Origin of the sequence: uncultured Luteimonas sp. (assembly GCF_947492465.1) — a bacterium.
Lineage (GTDB): Bacteria > Pseudomonadota > Gammaproteobacteria > Xanthomonadales > Xanthomonadaceae > Luteimonas.
Window position 1 is genome coordinate 120073 of sequence record NZ_CANLNF010000002.1, and the last position, 21676, is coordinate 141748.

At 71.3% G+C, this 21676-nt stretch carries 19 protein-coding genes; 6 read left to right on the plus strand and 13 right to left on the minus strand.

Annotated elements, in window-relative coordinates; all coding sequences use genetic code 11:
- Positions 1 to 53: 53 nt before the first annotated feature.
- Positions 54 to 806, plus strand: coding sequence for a DUF4124 domain-containing protein (locus Q0863_RS05595; protein WP_298576218.1), 753 nt, complete (start codon positions 54 to 56; stop codon positions 804 to 806).
- On the plus strand, positions 806 to 1453 hold the full coding sequence (locus tag Q0863_RS05600; protein WP_298576220.1) for a DUF4124 domain-containing protein: 648 nt from the start codon (positions 806 to 808) through the stop codon (positions 1451 to 1453). The genes Q0863_RS05595 and Q0863_RS05600 overlap by 1 nt, the downstream gene beginning before the upstream one ends.
- A gap of 372 nt (positions 1454 to 1825) precedes the next feature.
- Here Q0863_RS05600 and Q0863_RS05605 read toward each other — a convergent pair whose 3' ends face one another.
- The 3 genes from Q0863_RS05605 to Q0863_RS05615 all read right to left on the minus strand — a co-directional run bounded on the left by Q0863_RS05605 (position 1826) and on the right by Q0863_RS05615 (position 3609).
- Positions 1826 to 2266 (minus strand): VOC family protein, encoded by a 441-nt coding sequence (locus Q0863_RS05605; RefSeq protein WP_298576222.1) that lies wholly within the window; start codon positions 2264 to 2266, stop codon positions 1826 to 1828.
- Between the two features lie 73 nt (positions 2267 to 2339).
- Positions 2340 to 2843, minus strand: a complete 504-nt coding sequence (locus Q0863_RS05610) for an isoprenylcysteine carboxylmethyltransferase family protein (protein WP_298576224.1) — start codon at positions 2841 to 2843, stop codon at positions 2340 to 2342.
- Entirely contained in the window at positions 2833 to 3609 is a 777-nt protein-coding gene (locus Q0863_RS05615) for an SDR family oxidoreductase (RefSeq protein WP_298576226.1), read from the minus strand. Before Q0863_RS05615 ends, Q0863_RS05610 begins: the two co-directional genes overlap by 11 nt.
- A 58-nt stretch (positions 3610 to 3667) precedes the next feature.
- On the opposite strand from Q0863_RS05615, the gene Q0863_RS05620 reads away from it, so the two are divergent.
- Positions 3668 to 3802, plus strand: coding sequence for a hypothetical protein (locus Q0863_RS05620; RefSeq protein WP_298576228.1), 135 nt, complete (start codon positions 3668 to 3670; stop codon positions 3800 to 3802).
- Between the two features lie 10 nt (positions 3803 to 3812).
- Here Q0863_RS05620 and Q0863_RS05625 read toward each other — a convergent pair whose 3' ends face one another.
- The 8 genes from Q0863_RS05625 to Q0863_RS05660 all read right to left on the minus strand — a co-directional run bounded on the left by Q0863_RS05625 (position 3813) and on the right by Q0863_RS05660 (position 11866).
- Positions 3813 to 4940, minus strand: a complete 1128-nt coding sequence (locus Q0863_RS05625; RefSeq protein ID WP_298576230.1) for a cupin domain-containing protein — start codon at positions 4938 to 4940, stop codon at positions 3813 to 3815.
- A 127-nt stretch (positions 4941 to 5067) separates the two neighbouring features.
- The gene (gene kduD / locus Q0863_RS05630; RefSeq protein WP_298576232.1) at positions 5068 to 5826 is read right to left on the minus strand and encodes a 2-dehydro-3-deoxy-D-gluconate 5-dehydrogenase KduD; all 759 of its coding nucleotides are present in this window, start codon (positions 5824 to 5826) and stop codon (positions 5068 to 5070) included.
- Between the two features lie 22 nt (positions 5827 to 5848).
- Positions 5849 to 6697 carry a 5-dehydro-4-deoxy-D-glucuronate isomerase gene (gene kduI, locus Q0863_RS05635; protein ID WP_298576234.1) on the minus strand — a complete coding sequence of 283 codons (849 nt, stop codon included), beginning with the start codon at positions 6695 to 6697 and terminating at the stop codon, positions 5849 to 5851.
- A gap of 320 nt (positions 6698 to 7017) precedes the next feature.
- Positions 7018 to 8067, minus strand: coding sequence for a LacI family DNA-binding transcriptional regulator (locus tag Q0863_RS05640; protein ID WP_298576236.1), 1050 nt, complete (start codon positions 8065 to 8067; stop codon positions 7018 to 7020).
- Between the two features lie 147 nt (positions 8068 to 8214).
- On the minus strand, positions 8215 to 9498 hold the full coding sequence (locus tag Q0863_RS05645) for a TRAP transporter large permease (RefSeq protein WP_298576238.1): 1284 nt from the start codon (positions 9496 to 9498) through the stop codon (positions 8215 to 8217).
- A gap of 3 nt (positions 9499 to 9501) precedes the next feature.
- Positions 9502 to 10038, minus strand: coding sequence for a TRAP transporter small permease (locus Q0863_RS05650; RefSeq protein WP_298576240.1), 537 nt, complete (start codon positions 10036 to 10038; stop codon positions 9502 to 9504).
- 8 nt (positions 10039 to 10046) lie between these two features.
- Positions 10047 to 11039, minus strand: coding sequence for a TRAP transporter substrate-binding protein (locus Q0863_RS05655; RefSeq protein ID WP_298576242.1), 993 nt, complete (start codon positions 11037 to 11039; stop codon positions 10047 to 10049).
- A complete protein-coding gene (locus Q0863_RS05660; RefSeq protein ID WP_298576244.1) occupies positions 11036 to 11866 on the minus strand; it encodes a 2-keto-4-pentenoate hydratase in 831 nt (276 codons plus the stop codon). The genes Q0863_RS05655 and Q0863_RS05660 overlap by 4 nt, the downstream gene beginning before the upstream one ends.
- Before the next feature lie 150 nt (positions 11867 to 12016).
- Here Q0863_RS05660 and Q0863_RS05665 point away from each other — a divergent pair, with 150 nt between their 5' ends.
- A complete protein-coding gene (locus Q0863_RS05665; protein WP_298576246.1) occupies positions 12017 to 13354 on the plus strand; it encodes a hypothetical protein in 1338 nt (445 codons plus the stop codon).
- Positions 13355 to 13356: 2 nt separating this feature from the next.
- Positions 13357 to 14964, plus strand: coding sequence for a carboxylesterase family protein (locus Q0863_RS05670; RefSeq protein ID WP_298576248.1), 1608 nt, complete (start codon positions 13357 to 13359; stop codon positions 14962 to 14964).
- Between the two features lie 577 nt (positions 14965 to 15541).
- Here Q0863_RS05670 and Q0863_RS05675 read toward each other — a convergent pair.
- On the minus strand, positions 15542 to 18328 hold the full coding sequence (locus Q0863_RS05675) for a TonB-dependent receptor (protein WP_298576250.1): 2787 nt from the start codon (positions 18326 to 18328) through the stop codon (positions 15542 to 15544).
- A gap of 192 nt (positions 18329 to 18520) precedes the next feature.
- Between Q0863_RS05675 and Q0863_RS05680 the strand changes: the two genes are divergently transcribed.
- Positions 18521 to 19546 (plus strand): sugar kinase, encoded by a 1026-nt coding sequence (locus Q0863_RS05680; RefSeq protein WP_298576252.1) that lies wholly within the window; start codon positions 18521 to 18523, stop codon positions 19544 to 19546.
- A 196-nt stretch (positions 19547 to 19742) separates the two neighbouring features.
- Here Q0863_RS05680 and sppA read toward each other — a convergent pair whose 3' ends face one another.
- Positions 19743 to 21629 (minus strand): signal peptide peptidase SppA, encoded by a 1887-nt coding sequence (gene sppA, locus Q0863_RS05685; protein ID WP_298576254.1) that lies wholly within the window; start codon positions 21627 to 21629, stop codon positions 19743 to 19745.
- Positions 21630 to 21676 lie beyond the last annotated feature (47 nt).

Sequence of the window (21676 nt, forward strand, 5' to 3'; positions counted from 1 at the left end):
GATCTGCGACGCCCGCGTTTGCAGCGTCCCCCAGGCGCCGGCAAGATGGCCGCATGCGCCCGCTGCCGCCCTGCCGTCTGCTGCTCGCGATGCTCCTGGCCGCCGGCGGCGCGCACGCGGCCGATCCGGTCACGGTGCACCGCTGCGTGGATGCCGATGGCCACGTGACCCTGGGCAACGTGCCCTGCGACGCCGGCAGCACCGCGGAAACCCGCGAGATGCAGCGCCCACAGGATGGCGAACCGCTGGCTCGGCCGGCCCCGCCGCCGCCCGCACCTGCGGCAGTGGCCGCGCCGCAGGTGGTGATCGCGCGCGCCCCGCAGCCGATGTACGAGTGCGTGACCCCCGAGGGGGACCGCTACACCAGCGATACCGGCGACGGCAATCCGCGCTGGGTGCCGCTGTGGACGCTGGGATACCGCGGCGACCGGCGCCGCGGCCACCCGGATGCCGACCGCGGCGGCAGCGCGCTGGGCGAGTACTTCGCCAACCGGCCGCTGGGCGGCTACGTGGGCGCGCCCACCCCGAGACCGGAGCCCCCGTCGGCTGGCGGTGACCACCCGCCACGGCCCGGCCATCCGTCGCGCCCCGGACATGGGATCCACCGCGGTTACGGCGGCGCCGGCACCTGGGTCCGCGACACCTGCCATGCCCTGCCCCAGGCCGAGGTGTGCTCGCGCCTGGTCGATCGCCGCGAGCAGATCCGGCGCCGCTTCTTCAACGCCCAGGAGCGCGAGCGCGACACCCTGCGGGTCGAGGAACGCGGCATCAACGCGCGGCTCGCCGCCGACTGCGCCAGCCACTGATGTGCCGGCTGCTGCTGACTGCCGCGCTGCTGGCGGGCGCATCGCTCGCGCCGGCGCAGGACGCCACCACCATCTACCGCTGCACCGCCGCCAGCGGCGAGGTCACGATCCAGAACGGCACGCCCTGCCCGGCCGGCAGCCGCCAGGAGATTCGCCGCGTCGAGGCATTGCCGACCCGGTCCGCGCCGCCGGCACCCGCCCTGGTAGTGGCCGAGGAGCCGGCCTGGACGCCGCCGCCGCTGGCCGATTTCGAACAGGTCGCCGGTCCCCAGGACGAGGCGATCGCCGGGCCCGAGCGTCCCGAAATGCCGGCGGCGGCGCGGCTGGCGGCCGACGCGCGCCTGCCCCCGCCGCCGATCTACCAGTGCGAGACCTGGGACAACGACAGCTACGTGAGCGAGGATCCGGCGCCCAAGCCGCGCTGCGTGCGCCTGGACACCGGCGGCGTCGGCCAGGCCTGCGAGAACCGCTACGACGCCTGCGCGCGCATCGGACAGAAGGCCGAATGCGCGGGCTGGAAGCGGCGCCAGCGCGAGATCGAATCGGCCTGGCGGCATGCGCGCGCCGGCGACAAGGCGGCGCTGCAGGAAGACTTCGCGCGGGTCACGCGCATCCTCACGGATTCCACCTGCGCGCTGCCGCCCTGAACCGCGGCACGCCGCGAGGGTCGTCGCGCAATACGCCGGGCTGCCGGCAGGGCGGACGGTCCGGGTGCCAGCGCGCGCTTCGGCAGCCGGATCCCCGTGGGAGCGACCTTGGTCGCGAACATTTCCGGTCGCGCAGCCGGAGCGAATGCTACCGATGCGTCGCGGCGCTTCGCGCGCCAGCGCGCTCCCACGGTCGGAGAGTCCTCATGCAGAGCGACCTTGGTCGCGAACGCTTCGCCCCCGTCGCTCCAGGAGGCGAATCCCGTCGAGAGTCGCCGCTTCGCGCGCAAGCGCGTTCCCACGTGGGGAGCGTTTTTCTGTGGGAGCGACCTCGGTCGCGAACGCGGCAGGCGCAGAGGTCGACCGCCGGCATCACTCCGGCGCGTCGAAGCTGATCTTCACCGCCTCGGCGCTGCGCTGCGCGGGTCCGTGGTACACCGCCTCGATGTTGTTGCCGTCCGGGTCGAGCACGAAGGCCGCGTAGTAGCCGGGGTGATAGGGGCGCTCGCCCGGCGCGCCGTGGTCGCGGCCACCGTTGGCCAGGGCCGCGGCGTGGAAGGCCTCGACCATCGCCCGGTCGCGCGCCTGGAAGGCGAAATGGTGGCGGCCGGTCGGCTTGCCCTGCGCGGCCTCGCTGTCGATGCTGGAGACGAACAGTTCGTCGGCCCAGAACCAGGTGTCGCTGCTGCCGCCCAGGGGAATGCCCAGCGTCGCCAGCACCGGTTCGTAGAAGCGGCGGCTGGCGTCGAGGTCCTGCACCACCAGTTGCAGGTGGTCGATGAGGCGGCCGCGGAACAGTTCACTGGTTTCCATGTGCGCATCCGGCTGTCGGGGCGCCCTTCATAGCACCGCCGGGCGCCCTGCGCCAAGGCCGGGCAACGCACGACTAGAGCCAGCGCGGCACGGCGTCGCGATAGGCCAGGTAGTCGCTGCCGAAGCGCGCCTGAAGCCCCGCCTCCTCCCAGGGGATGATCGCCCGCTGCAGGATCCACAGCGGCGCCGGAAGCAGGGCCAGCGCCCACGGCAGGTCGCACATCACGGCCAGGCCGACGTAGCTGGCGAGCATCCCCAGGTAGGCCGGGTTGCGCGTGTACCGGAACGGCCCGGCGCGCACCAGGCCGCTGGGCGCGCCGCCGGGCATGATCGTGGTACGCCGGCGCGCGAACAGCGCGAAGCTCCACAGCACCAGCAGCAATCCCGCATTGGCCAGTACGGTGGCGGCCAGGTGCAGCGCGTCGCGCAGGCCGCCCTGCGGCACGGGCAGGCCCAACAGCGCCTGCAGCAGCCCGCCAGCGGCAAAGGCCAGCAGGCAGTGCAGCGGCGCGGTGGAACGCACCAGCCAGGGCGCCAGGGCGCGCGGCGCGCACGCCGGCGCGACGTCAGAACCCATAGCGCAGGAAGCCTCCGTCCACCGCGATGCATTCGCCGGTGATGTAGGCGGCCGCGGGCAGGCACAGGAACGCGACCGCGGCGGCCACCTCCTCTGGTTCGCCCACGCGCCCCATCGGCGTGCGCAGCAGCACCTCGTCCAGGTAGTCCGGGTCGGACAGCTTGTCGGAGGTGCGGCGCGTGCGGATGTACCAGGGCGCCACCGCGTTCACCCGCACCCCATCCTCGGCCCACTCGACCGCAAGGTTGCGCGTCATCTGGTGCATCGCCGCCTTGCTCATGCCGTAGGGCGCGCCGCTGCGCACATGGGTCAGGCCGGAGACGCTGCCGACGTTGACGATGCACGAGGCCGCATGCACGGTGAGCAGCGGATGGGCATAGCGCGAGAGTTCGAAGGCGCTGAAGAGGTTGACCTCGAAGATCTCGCGCCACTCGTCCTCGGTGTAGTCGTTGGCCGCGCGGGTGAGGTTGCCGCCGGCGTTGTTGACCAGGATGTTCAGGCCCTCGCCCTGGTCCTCGACCCAGTCCAGCACCTCGCGCCGCTGCTCCTCGTCGGCGACGTCGCCGATGAAGGCGCGGATGTCGCCGTCCGGGAACTCCTCGGCCAGCTCGTCGCGCGCGGCCTCCAGCGCGTCGCCGTTGCGCGCGACGATCAGCACGGTGGCGCCGAAACCCAGCAGCTCGCGCGCGATCGCGCGACCGATGCCGGCGCTGCCGCCGGTCACCAGCGCAAGTTGCCCATCCAGGCGCCAGCGGTGCGGATCCATGCTCAGTTCCCCTTGATGTGACCGGCGTAGCATAGCGCCGGACACACAGGAGGCCGCCATGCACGCGATCCGCCGACTGGGCCTGCTCGCCGCGCTGTTCGCCTGCAGCGCCTGCGCGCCACCGTCCGATCCGCCCGAGGAAACCCCGCCCGAACCACGGGCCGCGACCCCGGCGGACGGGTCCGCGCACTGAGGCGCGCCACTCAGGGCTTGCGCGAGGCCTCGTCGAAGACGATGAAGATCACCAGGTCCTCGTCGCCGATCTGTCGCAGCGCGTGGCTGTCGCCGCTGCGGGTCAGGATCGCGTCGCCCGCGCCGACCTCGCGCTCCTGTCCGTTGAGCGTCAGCGCACCGCGACCGGAGAGCACGTAGTAGATCTCGTCCTTGTCGTTGACGTGCGCGCCGATCGTCGCGCCCGGATGCAGCGCGCGCTTGCGGAACACCAGGTCGAAGCCGGTGGCATCCGCGAAGAACGGATACGCCGTCGTGGTGCCCGCGCCGTCGTGCGGACCGGGCTGCGTGGTGGCGATGTCGCGTTCGGCGACCACGACCGAAGGCGAGACCGGCGGCGGCGCGGGCGCCGCGATGCGATGGCAGTCCTGCGGCGCCACCGCGCGCACCGGCGCCCCGGGATCGGCCGCGCGCCATCCGGCCGCCACCAGGCAGGCCACGAGCTGCGCGCCGGCCGCGCTGAAATGGGTGTCGTCGGCCTGCTTCTGCGCCGGCACGTGCATGAAGTACGGCCTGGAGTCCGCGTCGCCCAGCAGGCGCAGCCAGTCCATGCTCGATGCGGCGAGGTCGACCAGGGGCACCCGCTCGCGGCGCGCGAGTTCGCGTACCGCCTGCGGATAGGGCCCGTGTGTGTCCAGCAGCTGGTTGCCGTCGAACTTGCGCCGCGCCACCGGCGTCACCAGTACCGGGGTGGCGCCGCGCTCGCGCGCCAGATCGACGTAGCGCATCAGCCAGCGCGGATACGCGGCCATCGGCTCGCTGTAGCGCGCCGGGTCCTCGACCTTGGCATCGTTGTGGCCGAACTGCACCAGCAGCACGTCGCCCGCGCCCAGCTCGTTGGCGATGCCGTCCAGCCAGCCCTGCTCGATGAAGCTGCGCGCGCTGCGGCCGCTTTGCGCGTGGTTGCGCACCTCCACGCCATCGGCCAGGTAGCGGTGCAGCTGCATGCCCCAACCCTCGCGCGGCGCGCGCGTGGCCGGATACGCGCTGGCGGTCGAGTCGCCGGCGATGAACACACGGACGGGCCGCTCCGCGCCCACGGCGGCGGTGGCGATGCACAGGCCCGCGTACGCGAGCAGCAGCTTGAACCGGTGCGCCATGTCGCGTCCCCGGAAGACCGGCCTCGCGCGCCTCAACACGCGCGGGCGCAGGGCAGGAAGAAGAGGAACGGACGGATCACCACATCGGGGAGGACGTCGATCGTCCGCCCGTTCCGTAAAACCGCGGTCAGCGTGCCAGCCAGCCACCGTCGACCGGGATCACCGCGCCGTTGACGTAGTCCGAGGCACGGCTGGCCAGGAACACCGCGGTGCCGCCCAGGTCGGACGGCTCGCCCCAGCGCGCGGCGGGGATGCGGTCGAGGATCGCCTTGTTGCGCTCGGCATCCGCGCGCAGCTGCGCGGTGTTGTCGGTGGCCATGTAGCCTGGCGCGATCGCGTTGATGTTCACGCCCTTCGCGCCCCACTCGTTGGCCAGCAGCCGGGTGATGCCGGCGATGCCGCTCTTGGACGCGGTGTAGGACGGCACGCGGATGCCGCCCTGGAACGACAGCATCGAGGCGATGTTGATGATCTTGCCGCTGCCCTGGGCGATGAAATGGCGCCCTGCCGCCTGCGACATGAAGAACGCGGACTTGATGTTGACGTTCATCACGTCGTCCCAGTCCTTCTCGCTGAAGTCCACCGCGTCGGCGCGGCGGATCAGGCCGGCGTTGTTGACCAGGATGTCAAGCCCGCCGAGCTGGGCGATGGTGTCCTGCACCAGCCGGCCCACCGGCTCGATCGACATCAGGTTGGCCTCGAGGTTGACGAAGCGGCGTCCGAGCGCGCGCACCTTTTCGCCGGTTTCCGCGGCTTCCACGATGCCGGCGCCGGCGATGTCGGCGCCGGCTTCGGCCAGCGCCAGCGCGATGCCCTGGCCGAGCCCGGTGTTGGCGCCGGTGACCAGCGCGACCTTGCCTTCCAGACTGAAGGGATTGCCTGCCACGTTGTTGCCTCCTGGAGTCGGGTTACTTGAGCTGGCAGATGTCCAGCACGTGCATGTCGGTGTAGTCGAGGTTCTCGCCGCCCATCGCCCAGATGAAGGCGTAGTTGGACGTGCCGGACCCCATGTGGATCGACCACGGCGGCGAGATCACCGCCTCGTCGTTGCCCATGACGATGTGGCGCTGCGCGTCGGGCTGGCCCATGAAGTGGTAGACGCGGTCGTTCTCGCCGAGATCGAAGTAGAAATAGATCTCGCTGCGGCGGTCGTGCAGGTGCGGCGGCATTGTGTTCCAGACGCTGCCCGGCTTGAGCACGGTCAGGCCCAGCAGCAGCTGCGAGGACTGGCAGGTGGCCGGCACGATGAACTGGTAGATGGTGCGCTCGTTGCTGGTCTCCAGCGCGCCGCGATCGAGCGCGACCGCGTCCTTGATCGACAGCTTCTTCGTCTCGAAGCGCGCATGCGCCGGGGTCGAGGTGAGGTAGAACTTGGCGGGACTGGCGGCATCGTCGGACGCGAACGACACATCGGTGCTGCCCATCGCGACGTACAGTCCGTCCTTCGGCCCGAGTGCGTACTCGGTGCCGTCCACGGTGACCTTGCCCGCGCCGGCGCCGACGTTGATCACGCCCAGTTCGCGGCGCTCCAGGAACGGATGGCCCTTGGCCGATTCGGGCTCGGTCTGGTGCGGCAGGACCACCGCCCTGGACACCGGCGCGGCGCCGCCGATCACGAAACGTTCGTTGTGCGAGTAGTTGAGCTGCACCGTGTCCGCGACGAACAGGTTGCCGACCAGGTAGCGGTCGCGCAGCTGGTCGTTGCTGGCGCCATCCATCATGTCGGGGTGGGTGGCGTGGTAGGTCTTGCAGAACATGGCGGGACTCCGTGATTCGGAAGGCCGGCGCAGGCCGGCCAGGGGATCGACGGGGGCCAGTCTACCCATTCTGGTAACCGGTGTCATATTGCGCTGCGGCATGCGTCGGGCAGGCGCGACGGGCGCCAGCCGACGTTCGATCCGTATCGCGGTTGGAACGGCCGATGCCCGGCTGCGACCGTCGCCGGCAGCGCCGGATCGGCCGTCGAAGCCGCCCCGGATGCAGCGCAGGCGGGGACTGGACCGTTCACGCCGACCGCCCGCCGTATCGACAGCCGAAACCCGAAGGCATCCGCCGCCCCCGGAAGGCTCGACTGGCTTTACGCCGGCGGCTGGCAGGAGTCGCGGATCACCAGGTGCGGCCGCACGCTCGCCAGCGGGCGGCTGGCCGACTCGGCCTGCAGCAGCATTGCCGCGGCCATGCGGCCGGTGTCGCGCGTGTCGCGTCGCACCGAGGTCAGCGGCGGCCACAGGCGCGAGGCCAGGGTGCTGTCGTCGTAGCCCACCACCGACAGCTGCTGCGGGATCTGGATCCCGGTGCGCAGCGCCACGCGGTAGACGCCGGCCGCCATCTCGTCGTTGCCGCAGAAGATCGCGGTGGGACGCTTCTTCGCGGCGAGCAGCTTCTCGGCCGCGGCCACGCCCGACTCGAAGGTGTAGCCCGCTTCGACCAGCCGCGATTTCGGCAGCTCGATGCCGCGCCGCTGCAGCGCGCCCACGAAGCCTTCCGTGCGCTCGATCGCCGAGCGGTAGGCCGCGGGGCCGGTGATCATCGCCACGTCGCGGTGGCCGAGGCTCTGCAGGTAGTCGGCCACCTCCGCCGCGCCGTCGCGGTCGTGGGTGACGACCATCTTCTCCGGGCCGTCCAGCGACACCGCGGCGATGCGCGCGTAGCGGCAACCGATCTGGTTGAGCATGTCGCACAGCGCCTGGTCTTCGGACACGCGCGGCACCAGCATCACCCCGTGCAGCTTCTGCTGCTGGACGAAGCGGCGCACGCCGTCGACGTAGTCCGGGCTGCGACTGTCGCAGGGGTGCACCACCAGCTCGAAGCCCGAGTCGCGCAGCGCATCGAGCGCGCCGTACTGGATGTCGACGATGTACTGCGCGGTGGGGTTGTCGTAGATCATCCCGATCAGGAACGAGCGCCGGAACGCCAGCCCCCGCGCCATCGGGTCGGGCACGTAGCCGACCTCGCGCATCAGCGTCTCGACCTTCTCGCGGGTGTCGCTGCGCACCAGCGGCGAATGGTTGATGATCCGCGACACGGTCTTCTTCGACACGCCGGCGAGCCGTGCGATGTCGTTGATGGTGGCCGCCTTGCCCGCGAACGCGGCCTTGGGGCTGTCTTCCCTGGGATTGCGCGACATACCGTTCCTGCCCGGTGATACCGGTTTCCGGGCAGTCTAGCGCGGCGCGGCGCGTTTTGTGGCGGCCGGCGGCGGTCCGGCCCGCCCTGGGGGCCGGGTCCGGAGCGCCAGCAGCTGGATGCGGCCGTCCGGGGCGTGCGGCCCGGCTCAGCTCCGCAGCAGCGCCGGCAGCCACAGCGACAGCTGCGGGAACAGCACCACCCCCAGCAGCACCGCCAGCCCGGCCAGCCAGAACGGCCAGATCGAGCGCAGGCTCTCGGCGATGCTGATCTTGCCGATAGCGGTGCCGACGAACAGCACCGAGCCCACCGGCGGCGTCACCAGCCCCAGGCCGCCGGTCAGCACCAGCACCATGCCGAAGTGCACCGGATGGATGCCGTAGGCCTTGGCCACGGGCAGGAAGATCGGAGTGCAGATCAGGATCATCGGCGCCAGGTCCATGAAGGTGCCCAGCAGCAGCAGGATCAGCACGATCAGCAGCAGCACCGCGTAGCGGCTGTCGGCGATCGACTGCAGCGCCTCGACCGCCGCCACCGGCACCTGCAGGTAGGCCAGCATCCAGCCGAACGCGGCCGCGCAGGCGATCACGAACAGGATCACGCCGGTGGTGCGCGAGGCATGCACGATGGTGTCGATGAACACGCGCCACGGCAGCTGCCGGTACAGCGCCACCGTGACCAGCAGCGCGTACACCACCGCCACCGCTGCGCTCTCGACCGCGGTGAACACGCCGGCCCGGATGCCGACGAAGATCAGCGCGACCAGGCCCAGCCCGGGCAGCGCCGACACCAGCCGCAGCAGCACCGTGCGCACGCCGGGGAAGGGTTCGGTGCCGTAGCCGCGCCGGCGCGCGACCACGTAGCCGGTGAGCATCATCGCCGCGGTCATCAGCAGCGCGGGCAGGATGCCGCCGGCGAACAGGTCGGCGATCGAGATGCCGCCGCCGGCCGCGGCCGAATACAGGATCAGGTTGTGCGAAGGCGGCACCAGCAGCGCCACCAGCGCCGCGGTGATGCTGACGTTGACCGCGAAGTCGCGGTCGTAGCCGCGCTTGACCATCTGCGGGATCATCGTGCCGCCCACCGCCGACACGTCGGCGATGGCCGAGCCGGAGACGCCGCCGAAGAACAGCGACGAGAGCACCGATACCTGTCCCAGTCCGCCGCGCATGCGGCCGACCAGGCCCGCGGCCAGCGCGATCAGGCGTTCGGAAATGCCGCCGCGCATCATGATCTCGCCGGCGAAGACGAACAGCGGAATCGCGATCAGCGAGGCGGTGCCGATGCCGGCCCCCACCTGCTGCACCAGCACCACCGCCGGCAGGTCGAGATAAAGCAGCGTCGCCAGCGATGCCGCGGCCAGGGCATAGGCCACCGGCACGCCGATCACCAGCAGCGCGAGGAACACCACGAACAGCAGCGCGATGCCCATGGCTCAGCCCTCCCCGCCGCGCAGCAGCGCCGGCAGCCGCGCCAGCGCGAACACGCACATCAGTGCGCCGCCCAGCGACAACGGCAGGAGGTTGATGCTCTGCGGCATCGGCGCACCGGCCACGCGCACGTCCAGCCCGTCGGCGAGCAGCACGCCGCCCCAGACGGCCAGCACCCCGCCGATGCCGGCCACCACCACCAGACCGCAGCTGTCCATGAGCCTGCGCACGCCCGGACGCATGGCCTCGGCCAGCAGGTTGAAGCAGAAGTGCCGCTGGGTATGCACGCCCGCCGCGGCGCCCAGGCTCATCGCCGTGCTCAGCAGCAGCAGGGTCACCGGCTCGGTCCAGCTGGGCGAGTTGTTGAACACGTAGCGGGCGACCACCTGCCAGCCCTGCACCACGACGAGCCCCGCCAGCGACAGCGCCGCGATGCCGATCGCCAGGCTGCCGAGGCGGTCGAGCAGGCCGGGCGCCGGCGCCGGCTCGTGGAGGCGGTCGTCGTCGTCGCGGGTCGGGGTGTCGGCCGGGGCTGCAGTCATCTGTGTCCTCATGCGCTGGCGCGGATGCGCGCGTGCAGTGCGTCGATGCGTGGGTCCTTGCGGTACTCGGCGAGCAGCGGCGCGGCGGCGCGGCGGAAGGCCTCCACGTCCACCGCGTTGGCCTCGACGCCTGCGGCCATCACCTGCTCGCGCGCGCTCGCCTCGGACGTATCCCAGGCCTGGCGCATCACCTCGACCGAGCGGCGCGCGGTCTCGCGCAGCAGCTCGCGGTCCGCCGGTGCCAGCGCATCCCAGGTGCGGCGCGAGAGCAGCAGCACGTCCGGCGCGTAGGAATGCTCGCTCTGCGACCAGTAGCGCGCGGCCTCGAAGTGCCGGCTGGAATGGAAGCTGCGGATGTTGTTTTCCGCGCCGTCGATCATGTGCGTCTCCATGCCCGAGTACACCTCGCCCAGCGACAGCGGGGTGGCGTTGGCGCCGAACAGGCGCAGCATGCGGATGAAGATGTCCGACACCGGCACCCGGATCTTCATGCCGTCCAGGTCGGCGGGTGTGCGGATCGGGCGACGCGCGTTGTAGAAGCAACGCGCGCCGGAGTCGTAGATGGCCAGGCCGACCAGATCGCGCGTGCCGAAGCCGTCCAGCACCGCCTGCCCGACCTCGCCATCCATCGCCCGGCGCATGTGCGCCACCGAATCGAACACGTAGGGCAGGCACAGCGCGCGGGTCAGCGGGAAGGCGTTGTTGAGCGCGCCGCTGTAGACGCGGGCGAAATCGATCGCACCGAAACGGGCCATGTCGATGGCCTCCGCCTCGCGCCCCAGCTGGCCGGAGTGGTAGAGCCGGATACGCAGCCGGCCGGCGGTCTCGCGCTCGAGCGTCTCGCCGATCCAGCGCATGGCCTGCACGGTCGGGTAGTCGCTCACGTGCACGTCGGTGGCGGTGAGCAGGCCTTCGCGCGGCGGCGCGGCACTTGCCGGCAGCCGCAATCCGGCGATCGAGGCGAGGCCTGCGCCGGCGGCCAGCAGCTGGCGCCGCTTCATGCCGCGTCGTCCCTCGGTGCGGCGGCCACCACGCGCCCGCTGATCCGGCCGTAGCCGCCGAAGTCCACGCGCACCTGCTGGCCGACCCGGACGTCGTGGATGCCGGTGGCGTTGCCCGTGGCGATCAGGTCGCCGGCCTTGAGCGGACGCCCGCGCCGGGCCGAACGCGACAGCGCGAAGGCGTAGGCGGCGAGCAGCCCGCCGGGCAGGGTCGTGGCGCCGCCGCGGCCGACGCATTCGCCGTCGATCCAGCTGCTCGCGGTCAGCCCGGTCCCGGGGATCGAACGCCAGTCGGGGATCTCGGCGCCCATCACCAGGCCGTTGTTGTTGCCGAAATCCGACACCACCACCCGCGGCCCGAGCTGATTGATCGTGGCCAGCGGGCTGCTGGCGATTTCCAGGCCGACATGCAGCGTGGCGGGGACCGCGCCGGCGGCCGCGGGCGTCCAGTCGAACACGTCGGGCGGGGCGTCCGCTTCCAGCCGCAGTACGTACTCGGCCTCGATCGCGCCGAAGCCACCGACGAAGACCGGCACCTCCGCGTCCTCGACCCGGGTCGTGCACTGGCGGGCATAGATCGGGCCGAGCAGGCGCGCGTCGCCCGAGCCGTCGCGCCGGTCCGGCGCGATGTAGCCGACCTTCCAGCCGACCACGCGGTCCGGCCAGCGCGCGATCGCCAGGTCCTGGACGCGGTAGGCCGCCACCAGGTCGTCGGGAATCACGCCCGGGAAGCCCGGCAGGCTGGCGCCGCGCAGGCGCGCCTCGACGAACGCCGCGGCGATGTCCGCGCCCAGCGGCGCCGTGGATGTCTCGATATTGCTGCTCAAGCCCCCTCCCGGAGAGATGTTGCGGTGCAGATCGCCGCAGCCCGGATGTCCTTGTAAGGTAAACCGGTGTCATCTTCAATGTGCAGTGCGGCATACCGGTGGACATTCCGGTCCCGGCCGCCCGAATCCGCCCGTCCTGGAGCCATCCGTATGCCTGCGATCCACCGAACCCTGCTCTGGTCGAGCGCCCTCGCCTGCCTGCTGGCCATCGTCCTGCCCGCGGCGGCCGCACCGGAGCCGACACCGGCGTTCCCCGGCGCGCAGGGCTGGGCCGCGCATACGCCCGGCGGCCGCGGTGGGCGGATCCTGCGCGTGACCACGCTGGCCGCCGAGGGCCCGGGCTCGTTCCGCGCGGCGGTCGAGGCCGAGGGGCCGCGCATCGTGGTGTTCGAGGTGGGCGGCGTGATCGACCTCGATGTGCAGACCCTGCGCATCACCGAGCCCTATCTCACCATCGCCGGACAGACCGCGCCGGCGCCGGGCATCACCCTGATTCGCGGCGGCCTCGACATCGCCACCCACGACGTCGTCGTGCGCCACATCCGCGTGCGTCCGGGCGACGCGGGCAGGCCGCTGCGCAGCGGCGTGGACTTCGACGCGATCTCCACCGTGCGCGCCGAGAACGTCATCGTCGACCACTGCTCGCTGACCTGGGGCACCGACGAAGGCCTGTCGTCCTCCGGCACCCGCTTCATCGAGGGCGGTACGACGCTGGAGGATTTCCGCAAGGGCACCTCGCGCCGCATCACCTTCAGCAACAACCTCATCGCCGAAGGGCTGGCCTACTCCAGCCACGGGAAGGGCGAGCACTCCAAGGGCACGCTGGTGCACGACCACGTGCAGGACATCCTGATCACCGGCAACCTGTATGCGCACAATTACGAGCGCAACCCGCTGTTCAAGGGCGGAGTCTCCGGGCAGGTGCTCAACAACCTGATCTACAACCCCGGCGCGCGCGCCGCGCACTACAACCTGATCGCCGAGGAGTGGCTGGGCCACGAGTACGCCACCGGCAGCATGATCCTGCGCGGCAACGTGCTGCGCGCCGGGCCGGACACGCGCAAGCTGGCGCTGTTCATGGTCGGCGGCTCGGGCGATGTCGACCTGTTCCTGGAGGACAACCTCGCGGTCGACGTGATCGGCGAGGCGACGATTCCGGAGGTCGGGCGCTACACCACCGCGCCGGTCAAGGTGAGCATGTTGCGCAGCGCGCCGCCGCTGCCGTTCGGGGTGAGCCTGCTGCCTTCGGCCCGGGTGCAGGACGCGGTAATCGCCAATGCCGGCGCCACGCCGTGGAACCGCGACCCGATCGACCGCCGGATCGTCGCCGACGTGGTCGAGGGCCGCGGCGAGATCATCGACAGCCAGGACGAGGTCGGCGGCTATCCGCAGTACGCCGCGACGCGCCGGCCCTTCGTCGAAGCCGAATGGAACCTCGACACGATGGAACCGCACGCCGGTTACGCGCGCGGCGAGCCGCTGCGCTAGGGATGCCGGTGCAGCCGGAACGTCGACGGCTGCTGCGGCTGGCGGCCGTGTCCGCGGCGGCGACCCTCGCCCCGGCCGCCGCATTCGCCGTACCGTCGCCGTCGCCCACGACCAGCCACGCCCGCGTGCGCGGCGGCCGCGTGGCCGGCACGCGCGAGGGCGGCGTGCACGTGTTCCGCGGACTGCGCTACGGCGCCGACACCGGTGCGCAGCGGTTCCTGCCGCCGCGCCGGGAGGCCGCCTGGCGCGGGGTGCACGAGGCCACCGCGTTCGCTGCGTCCGCGCCGCAGCGTGGCGAGGGCGGGTCGGGCAGCGAGGACTGCCTGTTCCTCAACGTGTGGACGCCGGCCCTGCGCGATGGCGGCCGGCGGCCCGTGCTGGTCTACATCCATGGCGGCGGCTTCAGCACCGGCTCGGGCAGCGATCCGCTCTACGACGGCACGCGGCTGTGCCTGCGCGGCGACGTGGTGGTGGTCACGCTCAACCATCGCCTCAATGCCTTCGGCTACCTGTACCTGAAGGACCTGCTGGGTCCCGGTTACGCGGCCTCCGGCAACGCCGGCCAGCTCGACCTGGTGCAGGCGCTGCACTGGGTGCGCGAGCACGCGGTGGAGTTCGGCGGCGATCCGGACAACGTCACCGTGTTCGGCCAGTCCGGCGGCGGCGCCAAGATCGCGACGCTGATGGCGATGCCGTCGGCGCAGGGCCTGTTCCACCGCGCCTGGACCATGAGCGGACAGCAGGTCACGGCGGCGGGCCCGCGCGCGGCGGACGGGCGCGCGCGCCTGCTGCTGGACGCGCTGGGCATCGCCCACGACCGGGCGCGGGCGCTGGCCACGCTGCCGCAGGAGGTGCTGCTGCAGGCCACCGCCACGCGCGATCCTTCGCGGGTCGAGGACACGGCGCTGTACCTGGGGCCGGTAATGGACGACGCGGCGCTGCCGCGGCATCCGTTCTGGCCGGATGCCCCCGCGCAGTCGGCGTCGATCCCGATGGTGATCGGCAACACCCGCGACGAAACGCGCGCCTTCCTCGGCGGCGACCCTGGCAACTTCAGCCTCGACTGGGCCGCGCTGCCGGCGAAACTGCGCACGCAGCAGTTCGTGGACCTCGATCCGGAATCGGTGGTCGCCGGATACCGGCGGCTGTATCCGCACTGCACGCCCAGCGAAATCTTCTTCGCCGCAACCACGGCGGGACGCTCATGGCGCGGCGCGATCGAGGAACTGCAGGTGCGCGCCCGCGATGGACGCGGCAATACCTGGGCCTACCAGCTCGACTGGCATCCGCCCGGCGCCGAAGGCGAGCGCCTGCGCGCATTCCACACCCTCGACATCCCGCTGGTGTTCGACAACATCGGCCAGCCGGGGTCGCGGACCGGCACGACGCTGGCGGCGCAACGGGTGGCCGGCGCCATGGCCGGGGCGCTGCTGGCCTTCGCGCGCACCGGCGATCCGCGCGCGGGCGCGACCGCGGACTGGTCGCCCTACTCGCTGGAGCGGCGCGAGACGATGGTGTTCGCCGGCAGCGCGCGCATGGAGGACGATCCACGCGGCGGTGAACGGCGGCTCTTCGAGCGCGCGCCGTTCGTCCAGCGAGGGACGTTCTGACGCCGCACGGTGGCCATGGGGCTGGATCCGTTCGGATCGTTTGAACGCCCCAGGTCGACTGCACGGACCGTGGCGGGCAGGTGGCCGCGGTCGCTGATCGGCCCACCGGCATGCGGCAGCTGAATCGGCACCGCCCGCTCGTTGCAAGCCCTGTCAGGACCGCCGCGCCGCCGCGCTTGTGGGAGCGACCTTGGTCGCGAATGCCTTCGCGCGCGAGCGCGCTCCCACGGCCGGAGGGATGATCTGCCCTGTCAGGACCGCCGCGCCGCCGCGTTTGTGGGAGCGACCTTGGTCGCGGAATGCCTTCGCGCGCGAGCGCGCTCCCACGGCCGGATGGGTGATCCGCCTGTCAGGACCGCCGCGCCGCCGCGTTTGTGGGAGCGACCCTGGTCGCGAATGCCTTCGCGCGCGAGCGCGCTCCCACGGCCGGATGCCTGATCGGACCTGTCAAGACGGCCGCCGCAGCCGCGCTCTTGTGGGAGCGACCTTGGTGACAAAAAAACGGGGCCCGCAGGGCCCCGATGGAGAGCAGCGATGGGACGCGCCGACCCCGCCCGGGCGGGGCCGGCGGTCCGGGTCAGAACTTGTAGCGGAACCCGACCATGTACTGGCGGCCGGTGTGGGTGTAGGCGATCGGCATGTTGCGCTCGCTGTCCAGCCACAGGTCCGACCACTCGTCGGTCAGGTTGAGGCCCTCGAGCGAGACCGAGAAGTTCTCGTTGATGTTGTACGACAGCGAGGCGTCGACCGTGGTGGTCGCGGCCGCGCCTTCCATGTCGGTGCCTTCGCGGCCGGGGACCAGGTTCATGTACTCGTCGCGGTACGCCGCCGAAACGCGGGCGGAGAACCGGTCGTTGTCGTAGTACAGCGTCGCGTTCCAGGCATTGTTGGACAGGCCGACCATCGGGCCCTTGGCGCTGGGCGCACCCGACGAGGACAGGTACTGGATCTCCGAATCGACGTAGGTGTAGTTGAGCTGCACACCGAAGTCGCTCCAGATCCCCGGCAGGAAGGTGAAAGGCTGCTGGTAGCCGATCTCGAAACCGGTCAGTTCGCCGCCGGGAGTGTTGAGCGGCTGCTGGAACACGAACTCGTCGTCCGGCGTCACGCCCCACTCGGGCAGCAGCAGCGAGGCCGGCAGGCCCGAGGTGTTGAACGGCCGGCTTTCGCGCGAGGTCTGGATGTAGCTGTCGATGTCCTTGTAGAACGCGCCCACCGAGACCAGGCCGCCGTCGCCGAAGTACCACTCCAGGCCGAGGTCGAAGGTCTTGGCGCGGAACGGCTCGACGCGCGGGTTGCCGGTGGTCACCGTGCGCGCACCGCCGGCCACGCTGAAGCTGGTGCCGATGCCGAGGAAGCCGAGGTTGGGCCGGGTCATCACCTCGGCGCCCGCCACGCGCAGCAGCAGGTCGGGCGTCAGTTCGGCGACGAGGTTGAACGACGGCAAGGTATCGGTGTACTTGTGGACCACCTGCCCGGGCGTGTTGATGTCGACCCAGCCGATGCTGGTCAGCTCGGTGTCCACCCGCCGCACGCCAACGTTGCCGCGCACCGGGATCGCGCCGATGTCGAAGTTGAAGTCGCCCTGCAGGAAGAAGCCCAGGCTCTCCTCCTGGATCGCGCGGTTGTTGGCGATCGTGTTGGTCAGGTCGGTGTGGACCGCGTACGGCCCGGCATTGCCGTGGATGCCCATCAGCGCCGCGAACGCCTGCACGTCCGGCACCACCGCGCGGCCCGCGTTGCCGGCGCGGATGTTGTATTCGCGCATCAGCGACGCCAGCGTCGCATCGTCGATGGAAATGCCGGCGACCCCCTCCACGCGACCGCTGCCGGGCGTACCGCGGCCCCATTCTCGGCTCTTGTACTCGTAGCTCTTCCAGTTCACGCCGCCCTTGAGCGTGAAGTAGGGCGACGCCGCCCAGGACAGGTCCATCGTCGCGGTGTCGAAAGTGTTCTCGACGTACTGCGGACGCAGCCGGATCTCGGCCAGGGTCCAGCCGGTGGGGTCGGTCGGATCGAGGTCGCCATAGTCGAACACCGGCAGCCGGTCGTTGCCGCGGTAGTCCCAGCTGTAGCCGTCCACGTTGAACTTGTCGACGATGACCGTGGTCTGGATCGGGTTGTCGTATTCGGACTGCGACATGCCCAGCAGCACGTTCATCTGTACGCTGTCGCTGAAGCCATGCTCGAGCGCTGCGGTGAGCTGGGTGAACTCCGTCGACTGTTCGTCGTAGCGGCCTTCCGAGCGGATGTCGACGTTGTCGAACACGCCATAGACCAGGTTGCCACGGCTGTCGATCTCGCCGTCGCGGACGACGGTCTCCTGCTTGCCCGAGGCGTTGGTGCGGCTGAAGGACACCGCGTTGATGTTGTCCTGCCAGCGGTTGGCGTCGAAACGCGCGTAGAGGCCGTCGAACACCAGTTCGGTGCGCTCGCCGAGCTTGAACTGCAGCGCGCCGGTGATGCCCAGGCGCTCCTGCTCGTGGCGGTAGCTGTTGTAGCGCGGGATGCGCGGATGGTAGACGTCGGGGTCGAGCGCGGCCTGGAACGGCGAATCCTGGTCGAAGAAGTTGGTGGTGCTGTTCTGCGCGGTCCACCAGCGCACCGAATCCGATCCTTCCTCGACCACGGTGCGGTCGGTGTAGGCGATCGACAGCAGCGCGCCGGCATGCCCGTCGGCGAAGGTGTTGCTGACCAGGAACGTGCCGCGCGGGTCGTACTCTTCGGCCAGGGTGTTGTAGCCCATCTGCCCGCCGACGGCCATGGTGAAGCCGTCATAGTCGAACGGGCGCGCGGTGCGCAGGTCGACGGTCGCGCCGAGCGAGCCTTCCTCGATCTCCGCCGCCGAGGTCTTGCGCACCACGAGCTGGGTGAACAGCTCGGACGCGAAGGTGTTGAAGTCGAAGTTGCGCGCGCGGTTCACGCCGCCGGAGGTGTCGGTGCCGCCGCCGGTGGCCAGTCCCTCGATGCCGTTGATGCGCACCCGGGTGAACTGCGGGCCGAGGCCGCGCACCGAGATGTTGCGACCCTCGCCGCCCTCGCGGGTGATCGACACGCCGGGAATGCGCTGCAGCGATTCGGCGAGGTTGAGGTCGGGGAAGTCGGCGATGTCCTCGGCGACGATCGCGTCGACCACGCCCGCCTCGCCGCGCTTGATGTCGACCGCGCGCTCGAGGCTGGCGCGGTATCCGGTCACGACCATCGTGTCCAGGGTCTGCGCGTCCTCCCGCGGCGCGGGCGCGACGTACGCCGCCGGGGCGGCGTCCTGCGCCACCGCCGTCAGCACCTGCGCCTGCAGTGCGAGACCGATGGACAGCGCGAGCAAGGTAACCGGTGTCTTTTTTCCCTTCGAAGCAGCTTGCATAATTCCCCTCCCGTGGTGTCAGACGTAGGCCCTGCAACGGCTGACGGTTGTATGGTGTCGCTGGTCGAATTGCCGAGCGGGCCGAATGACACCGCTGGTCAAAACTAGCAAAACCTTTCCCCGCAAGCATGCTGCGGCGCAAAAGGCCCTACCCGCCCCGGCCTCCGGGGCGCAACGCTGACAGGAGACCCCATGGCCGGTCGTATCGCGTGTTTCGGTGAAATCCTGCTGCGCCTGGCGGCGCCCGGGCGCGAACTGCTGCTGCAGTCGCCCGCGCTGGAAGTACGGATCGGCGGCGCCGAGGCCAACGTCGGCGTCTCGCTGGCGCGCTTCGGCCACGAGGTGTCGATGCTGGGCACCACCGCCGACAACGCGCTGGGCCACGCCGCCCTGGGCGAGCTGCGCCGGCACGGCGTGGACACCCGCGCGGTGCGCGCGGTCGACGGCCGCATGGGCCTGTATTTCCTGGCTGCCGGCGCCGGCCACCGGCCCAGCGAGGTGCTGTACGACCGCGCCGCCTCGGCCTTCGCGATGGCCCCGGCCGCCAGCTACGACTGGCCGACGCTGCTGCAGGGGGCCGGCTGGCTGCACGTTTCCGGGGTGACCCCGGCGCTGGGCGCGGCCACCGCGACCGCGGCCACCGAGGCAGTGCGCGCTGCGGCGGCGCTGGGCGTGCGCGTGTCCTTCGACGGCAACTTCCGGCCCAAGCTGTGGGCGGCATGGGACGGGGATCCGGCGCGGATCCTGCGCCCGCTGCTGGAAGGCGCGGAGATCGCCTTCGCCGACCACCGCGACGTCGACGTGGTGCTGGGCGCCGAGAGCGGCGAGCCGGACGCGCCGCATGCGCAGCGCTTCGCACGCGCGGCGCGGCGCGCCTTCGACGCCTTCCCGCGCCTGCAGCGGCTGGCCTGCACCACGCGCGCCCAGGCCAGCGTGGAGCATCACGCGCTCGGCGCGCTGATGGCCACGCGTGGCGGCGACCTGCACCAGGTCGAGCCGCGCGAGCTGCCCGGCATCGTCGACCGCATCGGCGGCGGCGACGCGTTCGCGGCCGGCGTGCTGCACGGGCTGCTGTCGGGCTGGGACGATGCCGAAAGCCTGCGTTTCGGCCATGCCGCCGGCTGCCTCAAGCATTCGGTACCAGGCGATTTCAACCTCTGCGATGCGCAGGACGTGATGGCGCTGGTACGCGGCGACCGCCTGGACGTGAAGCGCTGAGGCGTCCGGGCACGCACTGCCGGCGCGCTGGCGTCCGCCGGACTGCGGCGCGCGCGCCAACCGGTGCGGAAACGGCAGGGGACCGCCCGATGCGGTGACCCTCAGGCGCCTGCCCGATCCGGGCGGACGATGCGCGCCGACCTGCGCGTGGCTGGCGGCCGCGCAGGCACGAGACCTGCGCGGCGATCCGTCGCGCTCAGATCCCGCAGAAGCAGTGCGCCAGCACCGAGACCGGGGCGCCGTCGCGGGTCTGCAGCACCTGCTCCAGCACGCGCAGGTCGCGCTCGGCCTGCGGCACCGCGCTCGACAGCAGCGAGCGGGCGAACGCCGAATCCTTGATCCAGGCCTGGCCAATGCGGCCCTGCACGAAGCCCGCGAAGAGCTTCTCGAACGGCGTCGCCGCACGCTCGACGTAGCGCACGCGCCACTTGCCGGCCTCGCCCAGCCGCGCCCGTGCGGCCGCGTCGGCCACGGCGGCCTGGATCCCGCCGGCCTCATCCACCAGGCCCCGCTCCATGGCCTGCGCGCCGGTCCACACGCGGCCGCGCGCGACCTCGTCGATCTGCTCGGGCGTCCGGTTGCGGCCCTGGGCCGCGCGGGTGATGAAGTCGCGGTAGCCCTTGTCGATGTAGGCCTGGATCACCTGGCCCACTTCCGGCGACAGCGGCCGGCTGAGGTCGAAGGCGCCGGCCATGCGCGTGGTCGCCACGCCGTCGGTGTGCACGCCGATCTTCTCCAGCGCGCGCGGGAAGGTCGGGATCAGGCCGAAGATGCCGATCGAGCCGGTGATCGTGGACGGGTCGGCGTAAATGCGGTCGGCGTCCATGCTGATCCAGTAGCCGCCGGAGGCGGCCACGTCGCCGAACGACACCACCACGGGCTTGTCCGCGGCCTTGAGGCCGAGGATCTCGCGGCGGATCACTTCCGAGGCATAGGCCGAGCCGCCGGGCGAGTTGACCCGCAGCACCACCGCCTTCACGTCCTCGTCGTCGCGGGCCTCGCGCAGCAGGGCCGCGGTCGATTCGCCGCCCACCCGGCCCGGCGGCTGCCGGCCGTCGAGGATCTCGCCTTCGGCCACCACCACCGCCACCTGCGGACGCGGATCGGCGGCGCGCGGCGGGCCGTCGGCATGGCGCAGGTAATCGAGGTAGCCGACCTGGCGGAAGCCGCCCTGCGCATCCTCGTCCGCCTCGCCACGTACGGCCAGCAGGTTCTCCACCTCTTCCTGCGTCTTCAGCCCGTCGACCAGCTTCTGCTGCAGCGCGTACTGCGCGGTGTCGCCGTTGGCGGCGGTGATGCCGTCGGGCAGGCTGTCGATGTCGGCCGCGAGCTTCGCGGCGCTGGTGCCGCGCAGGCGGGCGACGTCGGCCAGGTAGCGCTGCCACACGTCGCCGCGCCAGAACAGGTCGGCTTCCTTGGCTTCGGGCGAGGCGTCGTCGCGGATGAAGGGCTCGGCGGCGGACTTGTACTCGCCCACCTTGAACAGGTGCATGTCGATGCCGAGCTTGTCCTGCAGGCCTTCGCGGTAGAACTGGCGGTAGCCGCTCAGGCCCAGCAGCAGCACCTCGCCCTGCGGGTCGAGGTAGACCTCGTCGGCGTGCGCGGCCAGCAGGTACTGCGCCTGGGTGAAGCGCTCGCCGAAGGCGACCACCTGCTTGCCCGATTCGCGCAGCGCCTGGATCGCCGCGCCGATCTCGCGGATCGCGGCGAAACCGCTGAAGCCCATGCGGTCCACGCGCAGCAGCACGCGCTCGATGTTGTCGTCCTGGCGCGCGGTCTCCAGCACCTTCAGCACGTCGCGCAGCTGCACTTCCGCCGGTCCCTGGCCGAAGCTGGCCTGCAGCGAGCGGCTCATCGGATCGGAGGTGTACTGCTCCACCAGCACCGCCTCGGGCGCGAAGACCAGGGTGGTGCGCTTGTCCAGCGGCGCCAGGCCCTTGCCGCCCTCGACCACGACCGCCAGCACCAGCAGCAGCAGGAAGAAGAACAGCAGGTTGAGGATCAGCCGGCGGACGAAATTCATGCCGTCCCAGACACCGACGATGGCGCGGGCCACGGGGCCACGCGAAGGGGCTTGACTCATTTGGGGGCTTGCTCGCTGTTCCGGATGCTCAGGGTACCCGGCACGTG